The sequence below is a fragment of the Brevibacillus sp. DP1.3A genome (genome assembly GCF_013284245.2).
In the GTDB taxonomy this organism is placed as follows: Bacteria; Bacillota; Bacilli; order Brevibacillales; family Brevibacillaceae; genus Brevibacillus.
The window spans coordinates 4,550,925-4,575,403 of record NZ_CP085876.1; the positions used below are offsets into that span (position 1 = coordinate 4,550,925).

Here is a 24,479-nt window from a genome sequence, read left to right on the forward strand (position 1 = left end):
GCTTTAGATACCTCCTGAAGATTGCTTGCTTCCCCCAGAACGCAAGAGAGGGAGCTTGATATGACTCAGATACTGGCTGTCATGATAGACACGTTGCGAGGCGATGACAGTCTCGGTTTCCGTTGCCAGATCGTTGCCTGTATTCGGATTGGGGAACGAGAAGTTCTCGGCGCCAGAAGTAACCGAGACGCGAATGCGATGACCTTTTCGGAAGACATTGGCGATCTTAGTCATGCGAATCTCATAGCATTCGATTTGTCCAGGAAAAAGTAGCTCGGGCTCTTCGAATGAGTGACGATAGCGCGCGCAAATAATCCCGTCCGATAGACGAATCGAATTGCCTTCCTCATCTACATCACATAGCCGGACCAGCCAATCTGTATCACGCGCTGAAGTGGATGCATAGATAACAGCTGAGATTTCTCCCGCGATGACGACGTCCTCTTCCAATGGCTCTGATGTGTAGACTAGGACATCTGCCCGTTCTTCCACATCACGATAGTTTTCCGGAACGCTGTTTTCATTCTCGGACAAATCCAGCAGATACGGTGCTGCGTCTAGTGGATCATAGCTGTATGTATCCGCCGCCTGTTCACCTGGGATAGACAGGGTCAATGTTCCATCTCCGCTGCTCGTATTGGCGTTTCCCCCACTGCTTAGATACAGATGCGTCGGCGTCGTCTCCGCTGGCGGCCAAGTCTGCGAGGTCTTCCATTCGTTTTCTCCCACCATGTAGTACTCAACACGTGCCTCTTGATCGACGCCATTTTCTACTCCTTTTAAATAGCGGTCAAACCAGCGGAGCTGTGTCACATCCAGATCGTAGCGGATTGCGTTGTTTCCAAAGGGCACATGATGGATTTCTCGCGTCGTATTCGCCTTGTGATACCACGGCCCCAAGATGAGTCTGGCGTGCTCTGGCACATTTCGCGAGACAACCTCCCACGATTCGCTCGTCCCCATCCCGTTGTCGTCATACCAGCCTGATACGAGAAGTGCAGGCACCTTTACCTGATCCGCATGCCGTTTCCAGTCTGACATACCCCAGAACTCGTCTCCGTCCGGATGTTCCATCCATTTTGTCCAAAACGGGATTTCTTTTCCCAGCACTTTTTGCGGGATTTCCTTGATCGGGCGCACCTTGATGACCTCACTCCAATCATCCCGAGAGAGGGCCGCGACATTTCGATGCTTCTCCGCCATCATGAAAATCCATGACAGGCCACCAAGAATCGTTCCCCCTTTGCGTGGGATGTCCACGTAAGGTGTCCCTACTGTCACGTAACTGAAAATCGCCTTAAGATGTGGATTTCCACTTGCGGCCGCAGCCCACTGCACATACCCGACATACGAGCCGCCGAGCATCCCGATGTTGCCATCCGACCACTTCTGACTCGCGATCCAGTTGAGGCTGTCGTCTCCATCATTGCGCTCGTGAACGAGTGGAATCCACTCTCCCTCGGAATCTTCACGTCCCCGCGTATCCTGAACAACCAGCGCATATCCGCGAGCTACAAAGGGTAAACGTCGAAAAATGCCATCCATTCGTCCATAGGGAGTGCGCATGAAAATAGTTGGGACTCGCTGTCCTTCTGTCATACCCGCGGGTAGCCAAACCTCGGTCGCCAAACGAATGCCATCTCTCATCTCTACATCATGCCTGCCCAAATGATGTACACCGTAGTTAACTTCGGACAGCAGAGGGTCCTGCCACATCGAAAGCGGCGTCAAATCCTCCCACCCTGCTTTTGCCAATACGACACTATCGCCACGACCCGTCAGCACAAACGCGATGACTTCATTCTCACAAATGATCAAGTCAATTGGCTGCGCTGCTTCGCGCACCGCCCAGATCCACGCTTGCTTTTGCCCTGCGGGACCTGTTCCTTCGATGGATTGGTGGCGTTGGTAGTGCCCTCCGCTTTCCGGAAACACGACTTGTTCGCTCTCCCAGTCGATTTGCTCCCATACGGGCAGCTTTTGTGCCAGGGTGAGGAGAGGCAACTCGTAGGCTGCTTCCCCTTCAGCCAGTTGTGCAAATAGACCTTCAGCTGCACCACCCGTATCCCAGCCTGTGCCCCGATGCCAAACTTCCCCATCCCCAAAGCGTATATCAGCTACCTTGATGCCAGATTGATAATAGCCAAAAGAAGCTTGTTTGAGCCCAGTCTGTGCCATCCGTCATTCCTCCTGTTATCTGATCTACTTCCACACTTCCTGATACACTCTGAGGAAATTACCACCCAAGATTCCTTCGATTTCTGCATCCGTGTACCCGCGCTTCATCAGCTCACGCGTAATTTCCGGAAGTGACGCATGGCCTTTCACTACATCAAATGGCATTTCTTTGGTTTTGGCAATCTTGTCCAAGGGCAAATATTTCGTCAAATCATCGCACAGGTCTAAGCCAATACCGATGTACCTTGCTCCGACAAGCTTTTTCATATAGTCAACATGATCAATCAGTCTCTCGATAGTTGCGTCAGCGCTGTTAGTGGCTGTGAACATGCTAAATGCATTCAGCCCGACAAGCCCATCCTTTTCCGCAATCGCTTTGATCTGCTCATCTGTCAAATTGCGCATCGTCGGCACGACTGTTCGGCTGTTGGAATGAGAAGCAATCACTGGCTTTTTAGCGATTTCCATCACGTCCCAGAATCCTTCGTCATTCAAATGGCTCACATCGATGACGATGCCCAGCTTTTCCGCTTCCTCGATGAGACGAACACCGAAATCAGTGATGCCCCCTTTTTTCCCTTCGCGTACCGGTGCAAAAAAGCTGCCGTCCCCAACGAAGTTGCGCCGACTCCAAACCAGCCCCATCATCCGTACTCCGAGCTCATAAAAGACACGCAAGAGACTCAGGTCATTATGCAGCGGTTCTGCCCCTTCCAACGAGAGGATGAACGATACTTTTTGCTCTACTCTTGCCCGTTGCAAATCATCCAGATTTTTGGCGATGACGATGTGCTCGGGAGACTCTGCCGCCTCTGCGTGCAGGGCGCTGATCTGGTTGAGCGCCTTGCGCAGACTCATCTCTGGTACAAACGCATCCTCTACGAACACGGCTGCCACGATGGAATGCACGCCACCCTTCTGGAACCGTGGCAAATACTCCGTCTCGATCATTTTGGTTCGACCGTATCCACGCTGTATCTCCACATCCATCAGCAGATCAAAATGCCCATCCAATACGTGAACACCGTCATGAAATTTGCGCGCCTGTTCTCTCGTTACTTCCGTCATACGGGTCAACTCCCATCTTGTTCTATGGATTTTTCTTATCGAGATAGTTGTAAACCGTGAATTTGGATATATCCAACAAATCCGCGACGTATTGCACGGCTCCTTTGATCAAAAAGAGACCCATTTCATCCAACTGGTGGATAAATTGAATTTTCTCTTCTTTTTGCATCAGGGCGATTGGTTTGCCTGTCCGTTTCAGGCAGTCCTCTATCATTTGCTCCATTAAAGTCCCGACAGTCGGAGCGAAGTTCTCTTCCGCTTTTTCTGCATCACGCTTGTCTTGGATCACCATCATCGATTCGATGAATGATTGCGCCATTGCGAGATGAGTGATATCAAGATTGATGCACAGACTGCCAATGACCTCTCCTTGTTCATCCTTGATGTAAATGGAGCTCGATTTGATCTGTTTACCTTTGATGGTATCGTTGCGGTAATTGAGGTCAAAAGCTTCTTCACTGACCTTCGCCGTACGTAAAGCTTGCAGTGCCAGATTCGTAACTGGTGAACCGATCTGCCTGCCACTGACATGGCCGTTGGAAATGGCAATGATCGATGATGAAATATCGCCTGTTAGATCATGTAACACCACTTCACAATGCTCGCCAAATGTCCGTGCCAGTCCCTCTACTACCGGAATGTAGCTTGCTAATATCGGATGTACGTTTTTCATATTACCCCTCGTTCACTTCCACAATCATCTCAATTTCGATTGGGTTGTTAAACGGAAGAACAGATGTCCCAGCTGCCGCTCTCGCATGCTTGCCCGCTTCACCAAAAATTTCGATAAGAAAATCAGAAGCTCCATTAATCACCCGCGGCTGCTCGTAGAAATCAGGAGCGCTGCTGACGAGTGCGAACAGCTTGACAATCCGTGTGATTCGATCCAAATCACCAATCTCGCTTTTCAAAATGGCTAACAGATTAAGAACCGTGACCTTCGAAGCCTCGTAGCCCTGCTCGATCGTCACATCCGATCCCAGCCTGCCCAGATACATCGGGCTCCCATTTACGTAACACCCCGCACCGGATGTATAAATGACATTGCCAGTCTGTACACATGACACATAATTTGCCATGGTTGGAGGAACTGGCGGCAACTCATACCCTAACTCTTTTAAACGTTGTTCCACTTTGGACATAAGGCCATCACCTCATCATCAATTTCATTCCTTTCTTTAAACATACTATTCTGCAAATTCATCTTCAACAATTTTTTGTATGATAAAAAATTTATTTGAAAAACAAGTGCCGTCCACTTAACAAAAAAGGACGCCGACTAGGCATCCCCTCTTATGAAAATCAAAGATACTCAACTTGACCCTATCAGTTGGCCCCACTCATTACCTTCTGGATAGATGGCTTCACACGGATCGCTTCCGAGTAGAAATACACATGTTTTTTGCCTGTCATGGGATGCGTCGTCACTTCTGTCTCTACTCCGAAAACATCCCGTATCAGATTGGGTGTCAAGACTTCCTCTGGCGTCCCCGCTGTAACGATTTCCCCCTCACAGATCACGTACAGCCGATCACAGTACATCGCAGCGATATTGAGATCATGCAACGAGGACAAGACCGTAATCCCAAGATTTTTGACCAGATCCATCACCTGCAACTGATATCGAACATCCAAATGATTCGTCGGTTCATCAAGGACAAGAAACTGGGCTTGTTGCACCAAAGCTCTGGCAATCAGCACCCGCTGCTTCTCCCCACCCGATAAACTGAAAAAACTGCGATCAGCGTATGTATGCATCCCTACTCGCTGTAGTGCTTCTTCACAAATTTGAACGTCTTCTGCGTTATCGGACTGAAATAGTCGCTTATGCGGGGCACGTCCCATATTCACGATTTCGGTTACCGAAAAATCGAATTCCACAGAGGTCTCCTGCCGTACTGCCGCCATTCGCTGAGCGTTTTGACGTGAGGTTAACTTGTACACGTCATCGCCATCGAGCGAGATCCATCCCGAACGCGGCTTCAGTACGCGATAAATGCTTTTTAGCAACGTGGACTTCCCGCTGCCATTCGGCCCGATCAGCCCCACAAACTCTCCGGAGCGTACCTCCAGACTGACGTTGCGAAGGATTCCCTTTTTCTCCAGTTCGACCGATATATTCTCAACCAGTAAATTCATCGTCCGCTACCTCCAAAGGAATAAGAACTCCGCAACATCAACCAGATAAAGAATGGGCCTCCACACAGCGCTGTCAAAATACCAATCGGCAGCTCTTCCGGTGCAAATGCAAGCCTGGCGACTACATCAACCCAGATGAGAAATATCGCGCCAAACAAAGCGCTGACAGGAAGAACACGTCTGTGATCTGATCCGACCATTACACGGACGATGTGGGGCATCATTAATCCAACAAAACCGATTGATCCCGCTATGGACACGATCACCCCCGTGAGCAGTGCCGTGATCACCAGGAGAAGCTTGCGGAATTGTACCGTATTAACCCCTAATGTCCCCGCTGACTCCTCGCCCATCAACATCGCATTGAGCGAGCGATATTGGGCCATTAAGACGATGAGACAGATGACGACAATCATTGTTGGGATCGTCAGGTACTCCCATTTCCCACCAGCCAAACTACCACTTAACCAAAACAGGACCGTCCCAATTCCATGCTCATTTGGCGCTGAAAAAACAAGGAGACTAGTAATGGCCGACAAGATCGCAGATATCGCAATTCCGGCCATGAGCAGGCGTACCGTCGAGTTTTGTCCTCCGATACGGGATAGCGTAAAAATGAGAATGATTGACACAAGGGAGCCTGTAAAAGCGCCAAAGGATAGCGCATACTGCCCGTACATGCTGAATGCTCCGAATATAATCACCGAGGTAGCTCCAACCGAAGCACCTGAAGATACACCTAACACATACGGGTCAGCCAGGGAGTTGCGAACCAACGACTGGATCGCTACTCCCACGACAGATAGACCTGCTCCGACGATCGCCCCCAAAAGTACACGCGGAAAGCGAATATCCCAAATAATCGTTTGCTCCCCTTTGGACCAATCCATCTCAATCCATTGGGTCAATATCGGAATTTTTGATAAGGCGATTTTCCATACCGTTGTCGGCTTAATCTCCACTGATCCCAAGGTAACTGCGAACGTAATGGAGAGGAAGAGTCCGACCAGTAGAGTAATGATGATATAAGGTAACTTGATCTGTTGCAGTGCTATTCCCTCCCTTAAAAGGGGTGTACTCTATTTGAATTTATCCGGGTAGAGTCCTTCCGCCAAAATTTTTAGCGCAATCGGTGCTCGAACGCCTTCAGAAGCCGCAGACAATGGCAATACCATTAGTCGTTGATTTTTAATCGCCGGGATATCCGCCAGTTCTTTTTTTGTCAAAAGGAAATTACGTTTTTGCTCAACGGTTCTATCACCGTAGTCTACGATAATAATCACGTCTGGATTGCGACTCACTACTTGTTCCCAACTAACCTCTGCCCAACCCTTTTGAATGTCATCAAAAATGTTCTTACCGCCAGCAGTCTTGATTAAGGACGTCATGTAGTTGTTGGCTGCTGTGAATGGTTTGTCTTCCCCGTTGTCGTACACGAACACTTTAAGTGGCTCGTCCACCTTGCCAATTTTACTAAGCGTTTGGTCCATTTCACTCTTCATTTTGTTGATCAAATCATCAGCTTTGTCTTCCACACGGAAAATGCGTCCAATATTCGTAATGTCTGCAAACACATCGTCGATTGTCGGGCCAGGCATACTAGATGACGTTTGCAGATACGATTTGATGCCGACTTTTTCCAAATCCTGCATCGATCCTACGCCCTTTTCGCCGAATCCGCTTTTCCATCCGGCGTACACGAAGTCTGGGTTCGCTGCCAGCAGCACTTCTTTCGTAGGATACTTATCAGACAGTACCGGAATCTTGTCGTAATCTGCTTTTAACTCTGGAAGGATTTCATCGTCTAGGTAAGCGGTTCCGACCATTTTATCAGCAAGGCCCAATGTCAACATGATTTCGGTGACGTGTTGGTTCAATGTCACAGCACGCTCAGGTGCTGTTGGATAAGTCATTTCGATACCATTATTGGTGAGTGTTACAGCCTTGCCCTCTGCTGCTGGTGCAGCTGTTTGTTCTGTTTTGGCTGGAGCCTGTGTTGTCGTAGTGGAGCCGCATGCCGAAACCAAAAGCATGGCAGCTGTCATGATACCGAAAGCTAGTCCTTTCATTACTGTATGTGATTTGTTTGCCTTAACCATCTGTAATCCCCTTTTCTCTATGTATATGATGGGTTGAACCAAATCCTCCACAAAAAAAGCACCCCCCATTTCTATCGGGAGGTGCATGACAAACGTAGATATAGCTATAAGCAGGCACAAAGGCGCCCTTTCATAGACTGCTTCCACATCTGCCCCATCCTCGTGGGTCGATTTTAAATGATCGCATGGCAGGTCTCCTGGCTTACGGATCAACACACCCAGCTACCTTCCCATTTTTTGTCTCGCAAAAAACAGTGGCTATACGCTAGGCGCTCCTCGTTACAGTGGCGGGACCGCGCCGGTTTCTCACCGGACTTCCCTTTTAAGCTGACGGCATATGCCATCCAGCACCATTCGATACGTATTCAATTTTTACGATTTATTCATTAGTTGATAGAAGTCAGTTTTTTCGGGAACTGCGTGAGAATTTCAACGCCCGTTTCCGTAACCAATACATCATCTTCAATCCGCACTCCGCCTACACCTGGCAGATAGATGCCCGGCTCGATCGTAAAGACCATCCCTGGACGAAGCACTTCTTGGTTCTGGCTGTGAACAGACGGATATTCATGTACATCCATCCCAAGTCCATGCCCCAGACGGTGCATGAAGTATTCTCCGTAGCCTTTTGCAGTGATGACATCGCGAGCGGTTTTATCCAAATGCGCAAAGGTCACACCCGGACGAATCTCAGCAATTGCCGCTTCGTTGGCAGCCAATACTGTCTCGTAAATTTCTTGAAGCTGGGCACTGATCTCGCCTACAGCAAAGGTACGGGTAATATCGGATACATATCCGTTCGCTGCTACTCCAATATCAAACAAAAGCAAGTCGCCTTCTTGCACCTGGCGCGTTCCTGGTTTCCCGTGTGGCAGTGCCGACTTCTCCCCTGCCAATACCATGGACGTGAAGGATGGACCTTCCGCACCCAAGCGCTTCATCTGGAATTCCAGCTCAGCTACGATTTCCGTCTCGGTCATGCCTGTCTTGACTTTTTTCAGGGTCTCCCGCAAGGAATCCTCGACCAACTGAACAGCATGCTTCAGACGATCCACTTCATCCGCGGATTTGATCAAACGCATTTCACGCAGTGGCTCTTCCACGTCCACATAGCTCGACGCCAGAACAACTTGTCCAAGTGCTTCATAGCGCTCGACAGTCATATGACTTTTCTCAATACCGAGCTTCGTCAAATTCGCTGGTAACACTTGCTTGAGGATTTCATACGGGTTTTGGATATCCGTATGTGTATGGATATCTTGAACGAACGAAGCCTCTGCCGCTGCCTCACGATCAAGAGCAGGTACAATTAAAGAAGGTTTTCCCTCAGCAGGAATAACGAGACCCATAAAACGTTCATGCGGGTCTGTAAAAAATCCGGTCAAATAGTAGACGTGCTTGGGAGAGGTAATCAACACCGCGTTCAGCTCTTGCTCTGTCAAAAACGTGTGGAGCTTCGAAATGCGCTCTTGAAACAACTTCTTCACCCTGCTTTCACCAATTATTCTATTGCGAGAATACCACTTCCCCATCAAAAAAAGAAGACTGCAATTGAAAAATCTACTTCGTATCGGACAACCTAAGGGTGGGGTGAAAACGAAAATGGAACAAATACTCGTTCATCAGGATGGCAAGCAGTTTGCTTTTCACATATCGGGAAAAGGCAAGCCGTTATTGTGTATCCATGCGCCATGCATCGGCTCTATCAATTTTGTTTATCAGCAAACACTCGCAGATACATATCAGCTCATTGTCCCTGATTTGCCCGGACATGGCGACAGTTCTCCGATGGAGAAGCCCTTTTCCATTGAGGAGCTGGCAGAACAGCTCCATAAGCTTGTCCGGTCCCTCGGCATTGAACGTCCCTTTATTTTGGGGTACTCCCAAGGTGCTTCTATCGCCCTTGAATATTGTCTTCGATATCCTGATCATGCACAAGGCGGTATACTCGTGAGCGGTTTTTCTGAAGTGAATGACCTGTATTTACATGGACGATTTTGGATGGGGCAGGCGTTGTCGATGCTTCACGGAGTTCCTCTTCTTGCCCGTTCGATTGCTTCCTCACATGTCGATGACCCAGAAATGCGGGAAAAATGGACGGCGCACGCCTCCAAAACAGATCCCAACAGCTTAAAATACCTTTATGCTGCGGGACATCGTTATCAATGTACGGAGCGTTTGGGCAACATCCAGCTTCCGATTTTACTTGCCTATGGCAAACAAGATCAACGGATGCACCATTATGCGCAGATGCTTACCATGAAATTGCCAAAAACAAAACTCGAGATGATCCCTAACGTGAAACATCAAGTCATCACGAAAGCTGCTCCTGTTTTCAATCAGTTGTGCCGCACCTTCATGGAAGAAGGCTAAACCAAGAAAAGACAGAAGGACGGGCATCTCCAGCCCCCTTCTGTCTTTTTACGATTGGACTAGCTCTTCATCCGTGGGTCGAGTGCATCGCGCAAGCCGTCCCCAATTAAGTTAAAGCCGAGAACTGTCAGCATGATAGAGAGCCCTGGAAAAATAACAGTCCATGGTGCTTTCTGAATGTACTGTCGTGAATCAGCGAGCATTTTTCCCCATTCCGGTTCTGGCGCTTGTGCTCCCAGTCCGAGAAAGCCAAGTGCTGCTGCTTCGATAATCGCTGTGGCGATCCCCATCGTCCCGGTCACAATGATTGGCGCAAGGCTGTTCGGCAAAATATGCTGCATGATAATCCGGGAATTTTTCATCCCAATTGCCCGTGCGGCCATGACGAATTCTTCTTCCTTCAAGCTCAATACACGGGCGCGCACTAACCGTCCGAATGTCGGAATGTTAATAATCGCAATTGCAATCAAGGCGTTTTGCAAAGAAGGCCCCAAGATGGCAACAACGGCAATCGCCAAAAGAATACTTGGAAAGGCAAGCATAATATCAAAGAGACGCGAAATGATCGTATCAATCCATCTGCCATAATATCCTGCCAACAGCCCGAGCAAGGTCCCTGCGAGAACGGAGCCAATGACAGAGAACGTCCCTACCCACAAGGAGATTTGAGCCCCATAAATAACGCGACTAAACACATCGCGACCATTGTAATCTGTTCCAAACCAATGTTCTTCGGAAGGCGGCTTGTTTTTCATCACGAGCTGGCCTTCGTCGTACGGATACGGAGCAATCCATGGAGCTAAAACCGCCACAACAATGAAAAACAAAATAATCCCGAAGCCCACCAGCGCCAGCTTGTTTTTTCGTAGCGTCCTCCATGCATCCTTCCAAGGAGAGACTACTTCTTCTTGCTTCACTTTTAAAGGTACTACCTGATCTCGTGGTTGTAATTGTGATTGTGCCATGTCTCTTCGTCCCTCCTTAGCGATATTTGATGCGTGGATCGATATAGGCGTACAGAAGGTCGACCAAGAGATTGATCAGGACGAAAATCGTCGCGATCACAAGGATACCGGATTGGATAACCGGATAGTCACGGTTTCCAATGGCGGTCACAATATAACGACCGACACCTGGCCATCCGAAGATTGTCTCTGTCAAAACGGCTCCACCCAGCAGCAACCCTGTTTGCAAACCAATTACCGTCAAGACAGGGATCATCGCATTTTTCAGCGCATGCTTGTACACGACCCAGAACTGTGTCAGTCCTTTTGCACGAGCGGTTCTGACATAGTCGGCACGCATGACTTCCAGCATGCTTGAACGAGTGATGCGCGCAATGATCGCCATTGGGATCGTACCTAACGCGATTCCCGGCAGGATCAAATGCTTGATGACTTCCCATAGCTGATCCCACTGACCAGCAATCATCGTATCCAGTATATAAAAGTGCGTAATGGCCTCTACGGGATTACGCGAATTGTCGCGACCAACTGATGGCAGCCATTTCAGTTCTTGGGCAAACACCCACTGCTCCATCAAACCTAGCCAAAAAATTGGCATGGATACACCAACCAAGGCGATCAACATCGCACTGTAGTCAAACCAGGAATTTTGCTTCCACGCAGAAAGAATCCCTGCATTTACACCGATAAACACCGCAATCAGCATACTCACAATCGTAAGTTCAGTCGTCGCCGCCAAATAAGGTATGATTTCATCTGAAATCGGCGCATTCGTTTGCAATGATTCCCCAAGATTTCCGCTCAAAATATCTTTCATATAATCGAAATACTGTATGTACCACGGATTATTCAATCCCAATGCTTCTCGTATGTCTGCAATCGCTTGTGGTGTTGCCTTTTCTCCCAAAATCGTCAAAGCCGGATCACCAGGGATGGCACGAATAATGGAAAAAACGATGATTGACATGCCCACTAAGACAGGAATGAGCATTAAAATTCTTCGAATGCTGTAAGCTAGCAATGCCATCTCCTCGCCTTCCTGCATAAAATAATCGCTTAATAATGAAAGGAGGGTAAGAAGAGGTATGCACTCCTCTTACCCTTTTACTATGAATCAGCTTACTTGATATCTACCTTTTCCAAACTTTCAGTCCCTTTTGGATGCGGGTTGTAATCTACGATATTCGCTTTTCCTGCCAATGCTGGTGTAGAGTGTGCCAGCGGAACCATTGGCACGTCTTTGAAAATGATCTCTTGTACTTGTTTGTACAGTTTTTCACGCTCTGCTTGCACTGGAGTGGATTGAGCTTTCATCATCAATTGAGAAGCTTCGTCGTTTGCCCAGCGTGTATAGTTGTTGCTGCCAATGCTGTTTTTGTCGAGCAAGACAGCCAAGAAGTTGTCAGGGTCGCCATTGTCACCTGTCCAACCAAGCATGAACATTTCTTGCTCACCCAAACGAGTCTTTTCCAAGTACGTTGCCCATTCCATCGTCACGATCTCAGCATCAATCCCGATTTTCTTCATGTCTTGCTGGATTGCTTCTGCAATCTTCACACCTTCAGGCATGTATGGACGCGGTACTGGCATTGCCCAGAATTTGATTTTGAAACCGTTTGGATGTCCTGCTTCTGCAAGCAATTGTTTTGCTTTATCGAGGTTGAACTCACGATCTTTAATATCGTTGTTATGTCCCCACATGGTCTTTGGCATTGGGTTGACTGCTGGTTCTCCAACGCCATCGAAGAAGGCCGTTACGATTTCAGGTTTGTTAATTGCATAAGCAATGGCTTCACGAACTTTTGGATTGTCGAGTGGCTTCCTCTCTACGTTAAAGCCAATATAACCAATGTTATTAGTAGGACGGAGGAATAGTTGCAGCTCTTTGTTGTCTTTTACTGCTGGGATATCATCTGTGTTCAAACCATCCATCAAATCGATCTCACCTGATGCCAAAGCAGTCAGACGCGCCGTGTTTTCTGGAATGACCTTGAATACCAATTTATCCAATTTCGGGAACCCTTTGTTCCAGTAATCAGGGTTTTTCTCGAGAGTGATGGTGTCGTTGCGCTTCCACTCTACGAATTTGAAAGGCCCTGTACCGATTGGGTGCTCATTGAATTTCTTAACATCCTTCTTCAATGCTTCAGGAGAACCAATCGCGAAAGGAGACATCGCGAGGTTAGCAAGGAATGGAGCCAATGGACGAGTCAAGGTGAACTTTACAGTGGTAGGATCGACTGCTTCCACAGATTTGATAATGTGATTCGCGTCACCCTTGTATCCACCGAATTGGCTGATGTAATACTCGAAGCCCTCTGGTGAATGCTGTGGATGGCTCTTGTCGCTCCAGCGCTCAAAGTTGTATTTGACCGCCTCTGCATTGAAATCTGTACCGTCGTGGAACTTGACGCCAGATTTCAATGTCAGCGTATAAACAAGACCATCAGGAGATACTTCCCATTTATCAGCCAACGATGGAGCGAGCTCTGTTGAGCCGTCAGCGAAACCGATCAAAGTATCCATGATGTTCTCTGTTACTTTGAATGTCTCACCATCTGTTTGAGTGATTGGGTCAAGCCCCTTTGTGTCTGCACCGCGACCGACGATTAATTGCTTCGGTCCAGTTTTTGCAGGCTCAGTTGCAGGTGCCGGAGTTTCTGTCTTTGGTTGTTCTGCCGGCGTTTGTGTCGTAGAAGTGCTTGAGCATCCAGCAATCAGCATGGCCAGCGCCACTAGGCTGGTCATGGTTGCGGAGAGAACTCTCTTCTTCATGAAATCATCCCCCTTTTTCTAATAATGGTCGCATGTTCCTTTTTGGTAGATGGTCGATACAATACCTCCTGCTTTGCATCCCCCCTTTACAAGACTTCCTATTCGGCAGGCAGACTCCCTTTTGTCGATTAGGACTTGTATAAGTGACAAGCAACAAAGTGTCCGTCGCCTGCGTCCATAAATTCTGGTCGCACAGTACGGCACTCCTCTGTTACATGGGGACACCTCGTATGGAATGTACAGCCACTTGGAGGCTTTGCAGGGCTCGGCACATCTCCCTGGAGGATGACTCTTTCTCGTACCGCATCAGGGTCTGGCGAAGGTACCGCCGACAGCAGTGCTTTCGTATACGGATGGAGCGGATTGGAATACAATTGGCTACTCGTCGTCAGCTCGACAATTCTGCCAAGGTACATCACGCCTACCCGATCACTGATATGACGCACTACACTCAAATCGTGGGCAATGAACAAGTATGTAAGGCCGAATTCGCGTTGCAAATCCTGCATGAGATTGAGCACCTGCGACTGAATGGACACGTCCAGTGCAGACACAGGCTCATCCGCAACGATCAATTTGGGCTTGAGCATCAGCGCTCTCGCAATGCCGATCCGCTGCCTCTGTCCTCCGCTGAATTGATGCGGATAGCGACTCGCGTGATAGCTGCTCAGACCAACGATCTCCAGCATTTCCTGCACGCGCTTTTTTCGCTCTGCCGAAGAACCCAAACCATGTACAATCAAGGGCTCTTCCAAAATTTTCTCAATATTATGTCTAGGGTTGAGTGAAGCAAACGGGTCCTGAAAAACAATTTGCATGTCACGTCGCATCTTTCTCATCGCATCTGTGGAAAGCGACATGACATCTGTCCCGTCAAAGTTGATTTCACCGGAAGTAGGTTCAATCAGTCGCAGCAAGGAACGTCCAGTCGTGGACTTCCCACAGCCACTCTCACCTACCAGCCCCAAAGTTTCTCCACTCTTAACGGTAAACGATACATCATCTACCGCCTTTACTACACCTACTTCCCCTCCAAGAACACCGCCTGTGATTGGGTAGTATTTTTTCAAATTTTTTACGATCAGAAGATCTTCAGCCACCTGCATGCTCCTCTCGGGTTATTCGGACAGCCAGCAGCGGGAAAGGTGATTGTCCCCTACCATTTTTAATTCTGGCATCTCACTGCGGCATCGGTCTGATACTTTATCGCATCTAGGTGCAAAACGGCATCCGACAGTAAGCGAACCCGGAATCGGGACGTTGCCTGGAATTGAATAGAGACGCTCCTGTGATTCTTCCAGCTTCGGCAACGAATTCAACAAGCCGATCGTATAAGGATGCTTCGGATTTTTTAAGATCGTACGAACATCGCCTTGTTCAATCACGTTGCCTGCGTACATCACCACGACGCGGTGACACATTTCCGCAACGACCCCAAGATCGTGGGTAATGAGGAGAATGGCTGTGTCTGCTTCCCGGTTGAGTTGGCGCATCAGGTCCAAAATCTGCGCTTGAATCGTCACGTCGAGCGCGGTAGTAGGCTCGTCTGCAATTAGAAGCGCTGGATTGCAAGCCATTGCCATCGCAATCATGACGCGTTGTCGCATGCCCCCAGAAAGCTGGTGCGGGTATTCATCGACGATAGCTTCCGCTCGAGGAATTCCGACTTTTTTCAACATCTCAATGGCACGTGCTCTTGCGTCCTTTTTGCTCGCCTTCGTATGTAATCGGACTGATTCTCCTATCTGGTCTCCAATCGTAAACACCGGATTTAACGATGTCATCGGCTCCTGAAAGATCATCGCAATTTCATTTCCACGGATGTCTCTCATTCGCTTTTCGTCGACAGATACGAGATCCTCCCCCTTGAATTTAATCGAGCCTCCCACGATTCTCCCTGGGGGATTGGGTACTAGCTTCATAACGGAAAGGGAGGTAACGCTCTTTCCGCAGCCGGATTCGCCTACGATACCGACTACTTCTCCTTTTTGTACCGTGATCGTCACGCCATCAACGGCAGGGATTTGGCCGCGGTCCGTGAAAAAGTGCGTTTGCAGGTTTTCGATTTGTAGGACAGGATGTGACACGTGGCTCACCTCTCTCACCGATATATACTTCCAAAATAGACCTTTCAGTAGACATTATGACATTTATTCAATTTTTTCGCAACACAATAAATTCAAACTATTACCTCTTTACTGATTAAAAAGAAAATTTGACTCGCGTTTTAAAATTATGTAAAAGAATTATATGATAGCCCTTTCATTGTTGATGTAGCCTTACTTGCACTGTTTAAGCAGATTGAGTGAAGCATCTGTGGTCACATGCAAAAGACCCGCCTGTACGGGTCTTTTGTCACTGGGGCTTTCTGCACCCCTTCTTTTTGCGCATAAACCATTTTCACGGTTCAAAATAACTCCCTACCCAATCGACAAAACTCTGCGCCCCACTTTTAATGCTTCCACCCAAAGTCAAACCAATCCGACTGACGTAGTTGACCATTTCCTTCGGGTTGGCAGTCTGAACCTGCTTGCCCATTACCGCGATCTCCACTTGCCCTTGGTCCACTTTTTTGATGGAAAAGGTTTGCGCCTGCCCCTCAGGCACTCCACTCACCTTGGATATTCCACGCTCAGCCGTTTGCAATCCCAAAACTACCCCGACCAGCAAGATGATTAACAATCCAGTCAGCTTCATCGTCACGTTCATGCCCGTCACCTCTTTGCAGGCTCGTCAGAAACTGTTTTGCCTACTTTTTCAGCTTGCTGATAATAGGCTGCGAAAACATCAGCCAATGCTTCTGCCGTATTCTTGCTTTCCTGCACGCTGTTTTCCGTACCACCTATTTCTATTAACAGGCTTCCCGGGGAGAGGGACTGATTATACTCGCCATGATCCGTTTTTGCGCCTTTTTCCATCACGCCACGTGAAAGCTCTGGGTACATTTTTTCCATCAGCTCATGAAGCTCTGTTGCAAACGCCTCATTTTTTTCGTAGCTTTTGTTTCTTTTTCCGATGACGAACAATACTCTTCCATACGTTTTTCCTTTGATCGTGACCGTCGTACGATCTCGTGGCGCTGTGTCTCGATGCAGATCGAAGAAGTAGTACAGTTCCTTGTTTTTCTCCGTTGCGGCCTTGACCACTTGCAAAGATTCCGCGTAGGAGAAGGAGTAATGCATTTTTTTGTTCAACAGCTCCTGATAGATGTCATCGGTGCTCACGTCCGAACCAATTCCTTTGTCATTCAACGCTTCTGATAAATACTTGCTGATTAACGATATATTTCTTGTAGGATGATCGACGGAGGTTCCTACTGGCTTCGTCTCACTAAACCACGATTCCCGATTATGCGAGTTGTAGACGTAAACGATTTTTTTGCCGTTTGTGACTGAATTGGGCACTGGAGCTGGCTTTGTTTCGCCTGACTTCGTGGTATCCTCCGGCTTTGGCTCTACGATCGGAACTACTTGCGATTGATCCGCTACCTGTCTCGGATGGGCGGGATACTCCAAATAAAAATCTGCGAGAGAAGCTCCTTTTCCCTGTACGACAAACCTGGCATCCTCTGTCGTCACCATCCCTGGGAGCTCCCTGCCTAGCAAGCTACGCAAGTCTCCCGGCTGTATATTGGTTGCCAAGCGAAAGAGAAAACCCGTTACGCTATTTGTGCGATCATCAGCCTGTGCTTGCACCGTTTCGGACAAAACCGGAATTTCCTGCCCCATCCACCCCAAAATCGCCAGACTGGAAATATGAGAAGCGGCCTGTTGTATGGCGGAGGAAGAAATTGCGATTCGGTTCCCACCGAGCGAAAGCACTCCTGTCATGACAAACAGGAAGGCAGTTATAAAGGAAAGAACAACGAATTGGCGTTGAATGAGGGTCGCCATCTGTCTCACTCCTCTAGCTGTTGCATGGTTGCACGTCGGGAGAACTTCCCCTCGTGCTTGTCTATGCTTTAGCTTATGAGGCTCATAGAGACGATAGAACCCTTTTCTAGCTTTTCTCTCTCACTCTAGCTTTTCACGACTTAGTGGGTTAGTGGGTATACGAGCCGCTATTTTCTTCATTTACGGCACTGTGCAAGGCGCGATTCAAACCTGTTGCGATCACATTCGCCACGCCTTCAATAAAATCATCAATTTCTTTTGGAGTGACGACCAGATCCTGTCCCAGCGGTCGAAGGACCTCATGAATCAGTTGCCGTTTCTCTTCTTCCGGCAAGGAACCTACCAATCCCATAAATGTCTTTCGGGATTCCAAGTCAGGCAAATCCTCTTCCGTGTACGGTTCCTTACGCTCCGGCAGCGTACTCAATGCCAGTTTGTTAAACGCCCGCTTGCTCTCCACCATCGATTGTCCAAAATGCCCCAGCAAATACGTAATCGCATCATTTACAATCGTCGAGGCAAAAACGACCGTAGGGACTCCTATCGCAATCACAGGCACACCAAGTGTCGCCTGATCAATCGCTTTGCGCTTGTTTCCGACCCCTGATCCGGGATGAATGCCTGTATCCGATATTTGAATCGTCGTATTGACCCGGTGCAGAGCGCGGGACGCAAGAGCATCAATACAGATGACAAAATCGGGTTTGCTTTTTTCCACGACACCAAAAATGATCTCACTCGTTTCTATACCCGTAATCCCAAGGACACCCGGTGATAGCCCACTAACTTCCCGATACCCTTCTCCGACGGTTTCAGGTGCCAGTGTGTACAGATGGCGTGTAATCAACAAATTTTCCACAACCATCGGTCCCAGCGCATCTGGGGTCACATTCCAGTTACCGAGACCAACGACGAGAGCCTTTTTGTCCTCCGTGATTCCCAGCTGTTTGAGAAACATCGCAAATTCGACGGAGAATCGCTTGGCCACCTGCTCCTCGATCGATGTATCATTATCCCGCAGCTTAGGCACTTCAATCGTAAGGTAATGCCCTGGGAGCTTGCCGATTTCCTTCCCCGCTTCCTCTGTTTCCACATGTAATCTCGTTACTTTCACATTGGGCTCGCTGTCGTCAGCTTGCAGCCAAACGCCCTCAATGCCGCTCTGATTCTGCTGCTGGGCAAGCTCGTGGGCCTCCAAGGCCAGATCCGTACGAATGGAATAACCAGATAAATCAATGTTATGTGCCATGTTCATCAGCTCCTTTGATCCGAAGTGAAAAAACTACTGACCATTTTGTTCCTGCTACTAGCTTGCTTGAATCCTTCATTTTTATTCCGAATCCTTTCTTGCAAATGGGTTCGCCCCATGCTAGAATTACTTTGTTGTATGACTGTATGTCTATGGTCGTATTAAGGAGGTGACACACATGCCAAACATTAAATCCGCGATTAAACGCACCAAAACAATCGAAAAGCGTCGCGCACACCGTGCTTCTCAAAAGTCTGATCTGCGTACTTCCATCAAGAACTATGAGAAAGCTGTCGCTGCTTCCGATGTAGCATTGGCGAAATCTACTCTTCTGGTGGCTGTGAAAAAGCTGGACAAGGCCGCTTCGAAAGGTCTCATTCATAAAAACGCAGCAAACCGTCAAAAGTCTCGTTTGATGAAAAAGCTTAACGTTCTGAGCGCTCCTGTAGCGTAAGAGACCAAGCGCCAAAAAACCCCGTGAACATCTTGTTCTAGGGGTTTTTTTCTGTGAAAATCGTCACGACTGTTTTGTTCGTTCGTCATGTGCACGTGCAATGAATAATTCGAGGGCGAGACGCTTGTCCACTTGCCCTGACTTCATCCGAAAATCTTCTTCCGCCAGAATGCCCAGCAGTTTTTTCAACGACTCCTCAGAAAAATGACGCGCTTGCTCCATTGCTTTTTTCACCGCGTAAGGATGCATTTTTATCATGCCTGCCATCTGTTGCTGCGAATAACCACGTGGAGCCAATTGCTTCACATGCAGCAGCATACGGAACTGCCTCGCCAAGAGAGCCAGCAGCTTGATCGGCTCCTCTCCTGTTTTCATACAGTCATACATCATCCTGAGTGCCTTGTCCAATCTCCCCGAAGCGACCTGTTCAATCAGCGCGAATACATCCTGCTCCAGCGTACGTGCTCCGAGCAGCTCAATGACCTCGTCCGTGATGCTTTCACCCACCCCGACAAACAGGGCCATCTTTTCGATTTCCTTGTTCAGAAGGCGCAGCTCGGCTCCCACTCGCTCCACAAGCTTCATGGCTTGCTGACGATCGATTTTCGCCTCGTATTTACCCGTTTGCCGCTCTACCCAACCGTACAAATCTCCGTCTTTTAGCAACGGAAAAGGGATCACTTTCGCCTTTTGCTGCAGCGTTTTGACCAGCTTTTTTCGTTCATCGAGCTTGTCAGCTTCTGTATGTAGAATAAGCGTGGTGTAGGGAGGCGGATTTTGCAAATAATCGAGCAGAGCATCCGGGTCGCTTTCTACCTTAGTTGAAGGCTTACTTCCTGTTAAAAAGTAGGCTTGTCTGGCAATCACCAATCGATGCTCGCCTATAAACGGCAAGGTATCCGCATCCTGCAGAATTTCACTCAATCCTGTTTCGGTACAATCATACACGCTCATATTCAAATCCATAAATTCTGGATCAATCATTTCTTTACGAGCCAACGCCAAAAAATCTTCGGCCAGAAAAGACTCCGGACCGTATAAGACGTAGATCGGCGAGAATTGTTTTTGCCGTATTTCGCGAATAGCCGATAGGAGTGGCATACGTTTTCTCCCCTTTCCTTCTTATTACCTGCGTTATTATAGCACATGTTGATCAGAGCAAAGCGAAAAAAAACCGCCACCAGTGAATCGGTAGCGGTTTTTTCATCCGTTGGCACCTCTATGTAAACGTTTAGGGAAAAGCCCCGGGATTCCTCCTCCCCAAACGGTAAGCAGGGGGTGCTTGATAATGTACTATACGCAAAATCCCCGCAAGCGGTGCCGGTCCATACGCGGAAAAAGTTAGTCATTATCTTTATTTTTTTTCTTCTCTTTATTTTTTCCCTTGTCTTTCTCCTCTTGCTTGTCCCTGCCGTCGTCCTTATCGTCATTAGCAGGTTCTTTGTCTTCTCTGTCCGGATTCTCCTCCAGTCCGATCGGCCAGCCCGATGGTTGATCATCTGTCATTACTGGCGTTGGAGGTACAGCTTTCTTTGGTGGCTGTGTCGGATTCGTTTTCTTCGGTGGCGGTGTTTGCTTTTGAACGTTCTTTGCCGGTGGCTTTTTACTCTTCGTCTGAGTAGCCGATCCAGTAGACTTTTTTGTCTTGTCCTCTTCCTCTTTTGAATTCGATGATATTGGATTATTGCTTGGAGGAGTGGGAGTATCTGGCCCAGGCGTTTTAGGTTGTTCCACGGCCGCAGGCGTCATGTCCGTTCCGTTCTGGAACGAATCGACGTCTTGCTTCTTACCATCACCGCCCGAGAAAAGCATGCCAACCAATAAGCTGGCAGCGACGGCCGTACTACCAAGACTTGCCATCCACACTTTCATCCGCTTCCACTTTTTTGATTCCGGCAGCGAAGACGACTCGCGCTTAACTTCCAGAGTGGGCAGGATTTCCTCGTTCACCGCAGATTTCACCGCAGCAGGCTTTGCAGCGGCTAACTCCAGCTTGGGCAGGATAGAATCTACGATGCTGAACGGAGGTACGACAGGGGGCAGATGTTCTAATTGTTGTGACACATCTTTCAAACGGTTGTACATAAGCTGCAGATCAGCATCTTTCTGGATCATACGATAGAGCAGTTGCTGCTCTGACTCCGACAGATCTCCATCCAGATCCCGCTGCATGAGTTCAAAAATCTCTTCGTTGGTCATCAACCGATCCCCCCTTTCTGGTAGTCGTATAACAGCTCCTGTAACTGTTGCCTAGCCCGAAATAAATACGACTTTACCGTGTTAAGCGGCAAATCTAGTGCCTCCGCTATTTCTTGATAGGACAAATCCTCTAGATAGCGGAGTACTACAACCATCCGGTATTGCTTTGGCAATCTTCCGATGGCTTCCTGGATGTCATTCGACAGCCCGGTGAGAAGGATTTCTTCTTCTACGTTGTTACGATCAGGAATGATCAACTCGTGCTCGTCAATTGAGACCGTTTCCTTCTTCGCGCGAAATTTATCCATACAGACGTTGCTGACAATGCGTTGTACCCAGGTTGAGAACTTTGCTTTTTCCTGATAGGTGTCCAACTTTCGATAAATTCGAATGAGGACTTCCTGGGAAGCATCAAGCGCGTCTTGTTCGTTCCCTAGAATGTAATAAGCGCTTCGGTAAACGGAGGTCTCAATAGATCGAAGCAGTTCGACTAGCGCGTCATGATCCCCGGATTGCGCCATCCTGATCAACTCTGCTTCTGGCATATTCTCTTCTCCCCCCTACAGACGGTTCGCTCATTGAAAAAGTTGCAAACAGATTATGTATCCAATATTTGGGCCTGCCAATATAATCCCGCAGGTGTAATAACCAGCGTAATCGCTCCATGAGCATCAGTCCTGTACACGGCTGAACCCGTTTTTTTTAATCGATGCAGTACTTCGGATGATGGATGCCCGTACCGATTTTTCACCCCAGCAGAGATTACAGCAACTTTTGGTGCTGTGACTGCAAGGAGCTCTTCGGTGCTCGAGGTATTGCTTCCATGATGGGCTACTTTCAAAACATCCACAGAAGTCAAACCGTTTTGAACAAGCTGACTTTCCCCATCCTTTTCAATGTCACCCGTAAACAATACAGTCTTGTTGAAAGCAGTCAGCTGGAGTACTACGGATGCATCATTTCCTGAGAAGGTCGATTCACCCGGGTGTAGCCACTTCCACTCGATTCCCGGCCCATCTGACCAAGATTGACCTGGGAGCCCAGTTAAAATCGGAACCCCTTCTTGTTGGAAGAGCTGGACAATCTCGCCCTCTAATTTGGAAGGTGCTGTTCCATTCACTAATACCTCTCCAAAAGAAAAATGAGGAATGAGCGATTTTACTCCCCCGATGTGATCCAGATCGCCATGCGTCATGATGACACGATCGATTTTCTCGATTCCTCTGGCCATCAGAAACGGCAGAACGACGTCTTTCCCCACCTCAAATGGGTCACGCTTTTCCATCCATGGTTCAGCAGCTGGGAACCGCATTGTCCCACCCGCATCCATTAAGTATACCTTCTGATCACCAATTTCGACAACGATGGAATCCCCTTGTCCGACATCAAGGAAGGTAATTCGCACTTCTTCGACTCCGGAAAACGGCTGTCTGGCCGCTACAATGAACAACAGAAATATAACGAAAGTAAGCATTATATCACGCTTTCGATGATAGCCCAACTTCCATGAAATGGGTAGAACACTTAAAAAGCAGGTATACGAAACAAGCCACCACCACGAAGGATGCGGCCAATATGTGAAGGGGAGCCTCATTTTTTCAATAGCAAACAGTGGGAGATGAATCCATTTCAGCATAGCCGTCGATACCCAAGCAGGGATCACCGCCAAAAATGGATGGACGAAATCGAGGACAACCGCGATATACCCGAACGGTAGCGCTATAGCCGAGAGAATCGGTGTCACCACCAAATTGACCAGCCAAGACACAGGTGAAAATAAATGAAAATGGTAGATGAGAAACGGAAAAGAAATGAGCTGGGCTGACAAAGTAACCGCCACGAGAGTACGAATCCAGACGGGTACTCGCACAAACACATGCAAGCTGTATGGCACAAAAATAATCAGACCAAGTGTCACCGCAAAGGAAAGCTGAAAACCGACATGCCACAGCTGATAGGGATTCACCACCAGCATCAGAATGAGTGCACCTGCCCAAACGTCCTTGCCGTCCAACCTCTTTCCAAATACCTGACAGAGAAGACCCACACTCCCCATCAGCCCGGATCGGATTGCGGACGCGCTGGCTCCCACCAGGAGTACATACCCAATCAAGAACAAAATCGTTACGACAAATGCGAGTCTACGTCTGATTCCAATCCGTTCCAAACACCACATAAACATGGAGCTAACCAATGTCACATGCAAACCAGAAATCGCGAGGATATGGCTTAAGCCCAAATTCGAATACATCGACGCAAGCTCAGGATTTACCTCTTGTCCAAGACCAAGCAGCAGCGACTTCATGTAACCCGCTGTTTCTACATCTGTAAATAATGATTCAATTCTCTTGGCACCGGAGTCTTGCCATTCTTGAAAGCTCGCCGACACGGAAAAAGCAGGTGTCATATCAACCGCTTGATAGCTTGTTTCTCCTGTGACATGGACACCTTGCCGATACAAATAGCTGGCGTAGTCGAAGGCATGAGGATTGCGCGCAGTAGCTGGTAAGGATAGTCGGATCGGAGCCACGATCACACTGCCACGTCTCCACTGCTCTATTTGTGATGCTTCTTGGAAAGAAGCAAGCTTAACACGAAGCGCAATTTTTTCGATAGACCGATGCTCTTGCTGATCAGGCTGATTTTCACCCCAGGATGTTATCGTGACAAAAAATCGTGCTACATCCCCATCCCGTCTCACAGGTGAATCAATGACACCTTCTATCCAGATCCTCTGCTCCCTTTCTGCCATTGGTTTCACTTCAGAGCTGTGGAGATTCTCGTACCCATAAAAAAAGAGGCCTGCTAGAATACAAATCAGTGAGTAGCAAACAACGTATTTGCGGTAAGGTAACCGGATACATGCAACGAGTGCCCATGATACGCCTGCAGCCAACAGGAGCCAAGCAGGATGCAAATAGGCGGAGAAAATGAGGCCGATCATCATCGCTAGGCTTGCTATCCATACTGACACTGCAATCCCCCCGTCCTGTTCTTTCATGAGACGTTTTGTCGAACGATTCATGGTCTCCTAGGGGAGTATATCTAACCGAATGGGGACAAAAATAGAAGAGAAGAAAGGCTAAT

At 48.2% G+C, this 24,479-nt stretch carries 22 protein-coding genes and 1 riboswitch; of the genes, 2 read left to right on the top strand and 20 right to left on the bottom strand.

The window, feature by feature from the left end:
* Positions 1-3: 3 nt before the first annotated feature.
* The 8 genes from HP399_RS20720 to HP399_RS20755 form a co-directional block, all read right to left on the bottom strand.
* On the bottom strand, positions 4-2,178 hold the full coding sequence (locus HP399_RS20720) for a CocE/NonD family hydrolase (protein WP_173620670.1): 2,175 nt from the start codon (positions 2,176-2,178) through the stop codon (positions 4-6).
* 24 nt (positions 2,179-2,202) lie between these two features.
* Complete coding sequence (locus tag HP399_RS20725) at positions 2,203-3,246, bottom strand: dipeptidase (RefSeq protein WP_173620669.1); 1,044 nt, start codon at positions 3,244-3,246, stop codon at positions 2,203-2,205.
* Between the two features lie 22 nt (positions 3,247-3,268).
* Positions 3,269-3,919, bottom strand: a complete 651-nt coding sequence (locus tag HP399_RS20730; RefSeq protein WP_173620668.1) for a helix-turn-helix transcriptional regulator — start codon at positions 3,917-3,919, stop codon at positions 3,269-3,271.
* A 1-nt stretch (position 3,920) separates the two neighbouring features.
* Positions 3,921-4,388: a RidA family protein gene (locus HP399_RS20735; RefSeq protein WP_173620667.1), complete on the bottom strand. Its 468-nt coding sequence runs from the start codon at positions 4,386-4,388 to the stop codon at positions 3,921-3,923.
* A gap of 184 nt (positions 4,389-4,572) precedes the next feature.
* Positions 4,573-5,385, bottom strand: coding sequence for a heme ABC transporter ATP-binding protein (locus HP399_RS20740; protein ID WP_173620666.1), 813 nt, complete (start codon positions 5,383-5,385; stop codon positions 4,573-4,575).
* Entirely contained in the window at positions 5,382-6,395 is a 1,014-nt protein-coding gene (locus HP399_RS20745; protein WP_173620721.1) for a FecCD family ABC transporter permease, read from the bottom strand. Before HP399_RS20745 ends, HP399_RS20740 begins: the two co-directional genes overlap by 4 nt.
* A gap of 69 nt (positions 6,396-6,464) precedes the next feature.
* Entirely contained in the window at positions 6,465-7,484 is a 1,020-nt protein-coding gene (locus HP399_RS20750; protein WP_173620665.1) for an ABC transporter substrate-binding protein, read from the bottom strand.
* A 169-nt stretch (positions 7,485-7,653) separates the two neighbouring features.
* A riboswitch (cobalamin riboswitch) is annotated at positions 7,654-7,854 on the bottom strand.
* A 16-nt stretch (positions 7,855-7,870) separates the two neighbouring features.
* Positions 7,871-8,962: a M24 family metallopeptidase gene (locus HP399_RS20755; RefSeq protein ID WP_007727724.1), complete on the bottom strand. Its 1,092-nt coding sequence runs from the start codon at positions 8,960-8,962 to the stop codon at positions 7,871-7,873.
* Between the two features lie 124 nt (positions 8,963-9,086).
* On the opposite strand from HP399_RS20755, the gene HP399_RS20760 reads away from it, so the two are divergent.
* Positions 9,087-9,857: an alpha/beta fold hydrolase gene (locus HP399_RS20760; protein ID WP_173620664.1), complete on the top strand. Its 771-nt coding sequence runs from the start codon at positions 9,087-9,089 to the stop codon at positions 9,855-9,857.
* Between the two features lie 59 nt (positions 9,858-9,916).
* Here the strand turns inward: HP399_RS20760 and HP399_RS20765 are convergent, their stop codons facing one another.
* From HP399_RS20765 to gpr, 8 genes are all read right to left on the bottom strand, one after another.
* Entirely contained in the window at positions 9,917-10,822 is a 906-nt protein-coding gene (locus HP399_RS20765; protein WP_173620663.1) for an ABC transporter permease, read from the bottom strand.
* Positions 10,823-10,838: 16 nt separating this feature from the next.
* Positions 10,839-11,849, bottom strand: a complete 1,011-nt coding sequence (locus HP399_RS20770) for an ABC transporter permease (protein ID WP_173620662.1) — start codon at positions 11,847-11,849, stop codon at positions 10,839-10,841.
* Between the two features lie 92 nt (positions 11,850-11,941).
* Positions 11,942-13,597, bottom strand: coding sequence for an ABC transporter substrate-binding protein (locus HP399_RS20775; protein ID WP_173620661.1), 1,656 nt, complete (start codon positions 13,595-13,597; stop codon positions 11,942-11,944).
* A gap of 128 nt (positions 13,598-13,725) precedes the next feature.
* Positions 13,726-14,697 (bottom strand): ABC transporter ATP-binding protein, encoded by a 972-nt coding sequence (locus HP399_RS20780; RefSeq protein WP_304502531.1) that lies wholly within the window; start codon positions 14,695-14,697, stop codon positions 13,726-13,728.
* A gap of 18 nt (positions 14,698-14,715) precedes the next feature.
* Positions 14,716-15,684: an ABC transporter ATP-binding protein gene (locus HP399_RS20785; RefSeq protein ID WP_173620659.1), complete on the bottom strand. Its 969-nt coding sequence runs from the start codon at positions 15,682-15,684 to the stop codon at positions 14,716-14,718.
* 313 nt (positions 15,685-15,997) lie between these two features.
* Positions 15,998-16,306: a YqxA family protein gene (locus HP399_RS20790; protein WP_173620658.1), complete on the bottom strand. Its 309-nt coding sequence runs from the start codon at positions 16,304-16,306 to the stop codon at positions 15,998-16,000.
* Positions 16,307-16,311: 5 nt separating this feature from the next.
* Positions 16,312-17,490 (bottom strand): stage II sporulation protein P, encoded by a 1,179-nt coding sequence (gene spoIIP / locus HP399_RS20795; protein ID WP_173620657.1) that lies wholly within the window; start codon positions 17,488-17,490, stop codon positions 16,312-16,314.
* 148 nt (positions 17,491-17,638) lie between these two features.
* A complete protein-coding gene (gene gpr / locus HP399_RS20800; protein ID WP_173620656.1) occupies positions 17,639-18,739 on the bottom strand; it encodes a GPR endopeptidase in 1,101 nt (366 codons plus the stop codon).
* Positions 18,740-18,917: 178 nt separating this feature from the next.
* On the opposite strand from gpr, the gene rpsT reads away from it, so the two are divergent.
* Positions 18,918-19,193, top strand: coding sequence for a 30S ribosomal protein S20 (gene rpsT / locus HP399_RS20805; protein WP_007727753.1), 276 nt, complete (start codon positions 18,918-18,920; stop codon positions 19,191-19,193).
* Positions 19,194-19,256: 63 nt separating this feature from the next.
* On the opposite strand, the gene holA is transcribed toward rpsT, so the two are convergent.
* From holA to HP399_RS20825, 4 genes are all read right to left on the bottom strand, one after another.
* Positions 19,257-20,294 carry a DNA polymerase III subunit delta gene (holA, locus tag HP399_RS20810; protein WP_173620655.1) on the bottom strand — a complete coding sequence of 346 codons (1,038 nt, stop codon included), beginning with the start codon at positions 20,292-20,294 and terminating at the stop codon, positions 19,257-19,259.
* 240 nt (positions 20,295-20,534) lie between these two features.
* Positions 20,535-21,392 (bottom strand): anti-sigma factor family protein, encoded by an 858-nt coding sequence (locus tag HP399_RS20815; protein WP_173620654.1) that lies wholly within the window; start codon positions 21,390-21,392, stop codon positions 20,535-20,537.
* On the bottom strand, positions 21,392-21,937 hold the full coding sequence (locus tag HP399_RS20820) for an RNA polymerase sigma factor (RefSeq protein ID WP_007727758.1): 546 nt from the start codon (positions 21,935-21,937) through the stop codon (positions 21,392-21,394). The genes HP399_RS20815 and HP399_RS20820 overlap by 1 nt, the downstream gene beginning before the upstream one ends.
* Before the next feature lie 53 nt (positions 21,938-21,990).
* Positions 21,991-24,393: a DNA internalization-related competence protein ComEC/Rec2 gene (locus HP399_RS20825; RefSeq protein WP_173620719.1), complete on the bottom strand. Its 2,403-nt coding sequence runs from the start codon at positions 24,391-24,393 to the stop codon at positions 21,991-21,993.
* Between the last annotated feature and the right edge of the window lie 86 nt (positions 24,394-24,479).

Bases quoted from the DNA above. Each gene is read 5' to 3' on its own strand.
- HP399_RS20720 (WP_173620670.1), bottom strand. From the start codon at position 2,178: ATGGCACAGACTGGGCTCAAACAAGCTTCTTTTGGCTATTATCAATCT.
- HP399_RS20725 (WP_173620669.1), bottom strand. From the start codon at position 3,246: ATGACGGAAGTAACGAGAGAACAGGCGCGCAAATTTCATGACGGTGTT.
- HP399_RS20730 (WP_173620668.1), bottom strand. From the start codon at position 3,919: ATGAAAAACGTACATCCGATATTAGCAAGCTACATTCCGGTAGTAGAG.
- HP399_RS20735 (WP_173620667.1), bottom strand. From the start codon at position 4,388: ATGTCCAAAGTGGAACAACGTTTAAAAGAGTTAGGGTATGAGTTGCCG.
- HP399_RS20740 (WP_173620666.1), bottom strand. From the start codon at position 5,385: ATGAATTTACTGGTTGAGAATATATCGGTCGAACTGGAGAAAAAGGGA.
- HP399_RS20750 (WP_173620665.1), bottom strand. From the start codon at position 7,484: ATGGTTAAGGCAAACAAATCACATACAGTAATGAAAGGACTAGCTTTC.
- HP399_RS20760 (WP_173620664.1), top strand. From the start codon at position 9,087: ATGGAACAAATACTCGTTCATCAGGATGGCAAGCAGTTTGCTTTTCAC.
- HP399_RS20765 (WP_173620663.1), bottom strand. From the start codon at position 10,822: ATGGCACAATCACAATTACAACCACGAGATCAGGTAGTACCTTTAAAA.
- HP399_RS20770 (WP_173620662.1), bottom strand. From the start codon at position 11,849: ATGGCATTGCTAGCTTACAGCATTCGAAGAATTTTAATGCTCATTCCT.
- HP399_RS20775 (WP_173620661.1), bottom strand. From the start codon at position 13,597: ATGAAGAAGAGAGTTCTCTCCGCAACCATGACCAGCCTAGTGGCGCTG.
- HP399_RS20790 (WP_173620658.1), bottom strand. From the start codon at position 16,306: ATGAACGTGACGATGAAGCTGACTGGATTGTTAATCATCTTGCTGGTC.
- spoIIP (WP_173620657.1), bottom strand. From the start codon at position 17,490: ATGGCGACCCTCATTCAACGCCAATTCGTTGTTCTTTCCTTTATAACT.
- gpr (WP_173620656.1), bottom strand. From the start codon at position 18,739: ATGGCACATAACATTGATTTATCTGGTTATTCCATTCGTACGGATCTG.
- rpsT (WP_007727753.1), top strand. From the start codon at position 18,918: ATGCCAAACATTAAATCCGCGATTAAACGCACCAAAACAATCGAAAAG.
- holA (WP_173620655.1), bottom strand. From the start codon at position 20,294: ATGCCACTCCTATCGGCTATTCGCGAAATACGGCAAAAACAATTCTCG.
- HP399_RS20815 (WP_173620654.1), bottom strand. From the start codon at position 21,392: ATGACCAACGAAGAGATTTTTGAACTCATGCAGCGGGATCTGGATGGA.
- HP399_RS20820 (WP_007727758.1), bottom strand. From the start codon at position 21,937: ATGCCAGAAGCAGAGTTGATCAGGATGGCGCAATCCGGGGATCATGAC.
- HP399_RS20825 (WP_173620719.1), bottom strand. From the start codon at position 24,393: ATGAAAGAACAGGACGGGGGGATTGCAGTGTCAGTATGGATAGCAAGC.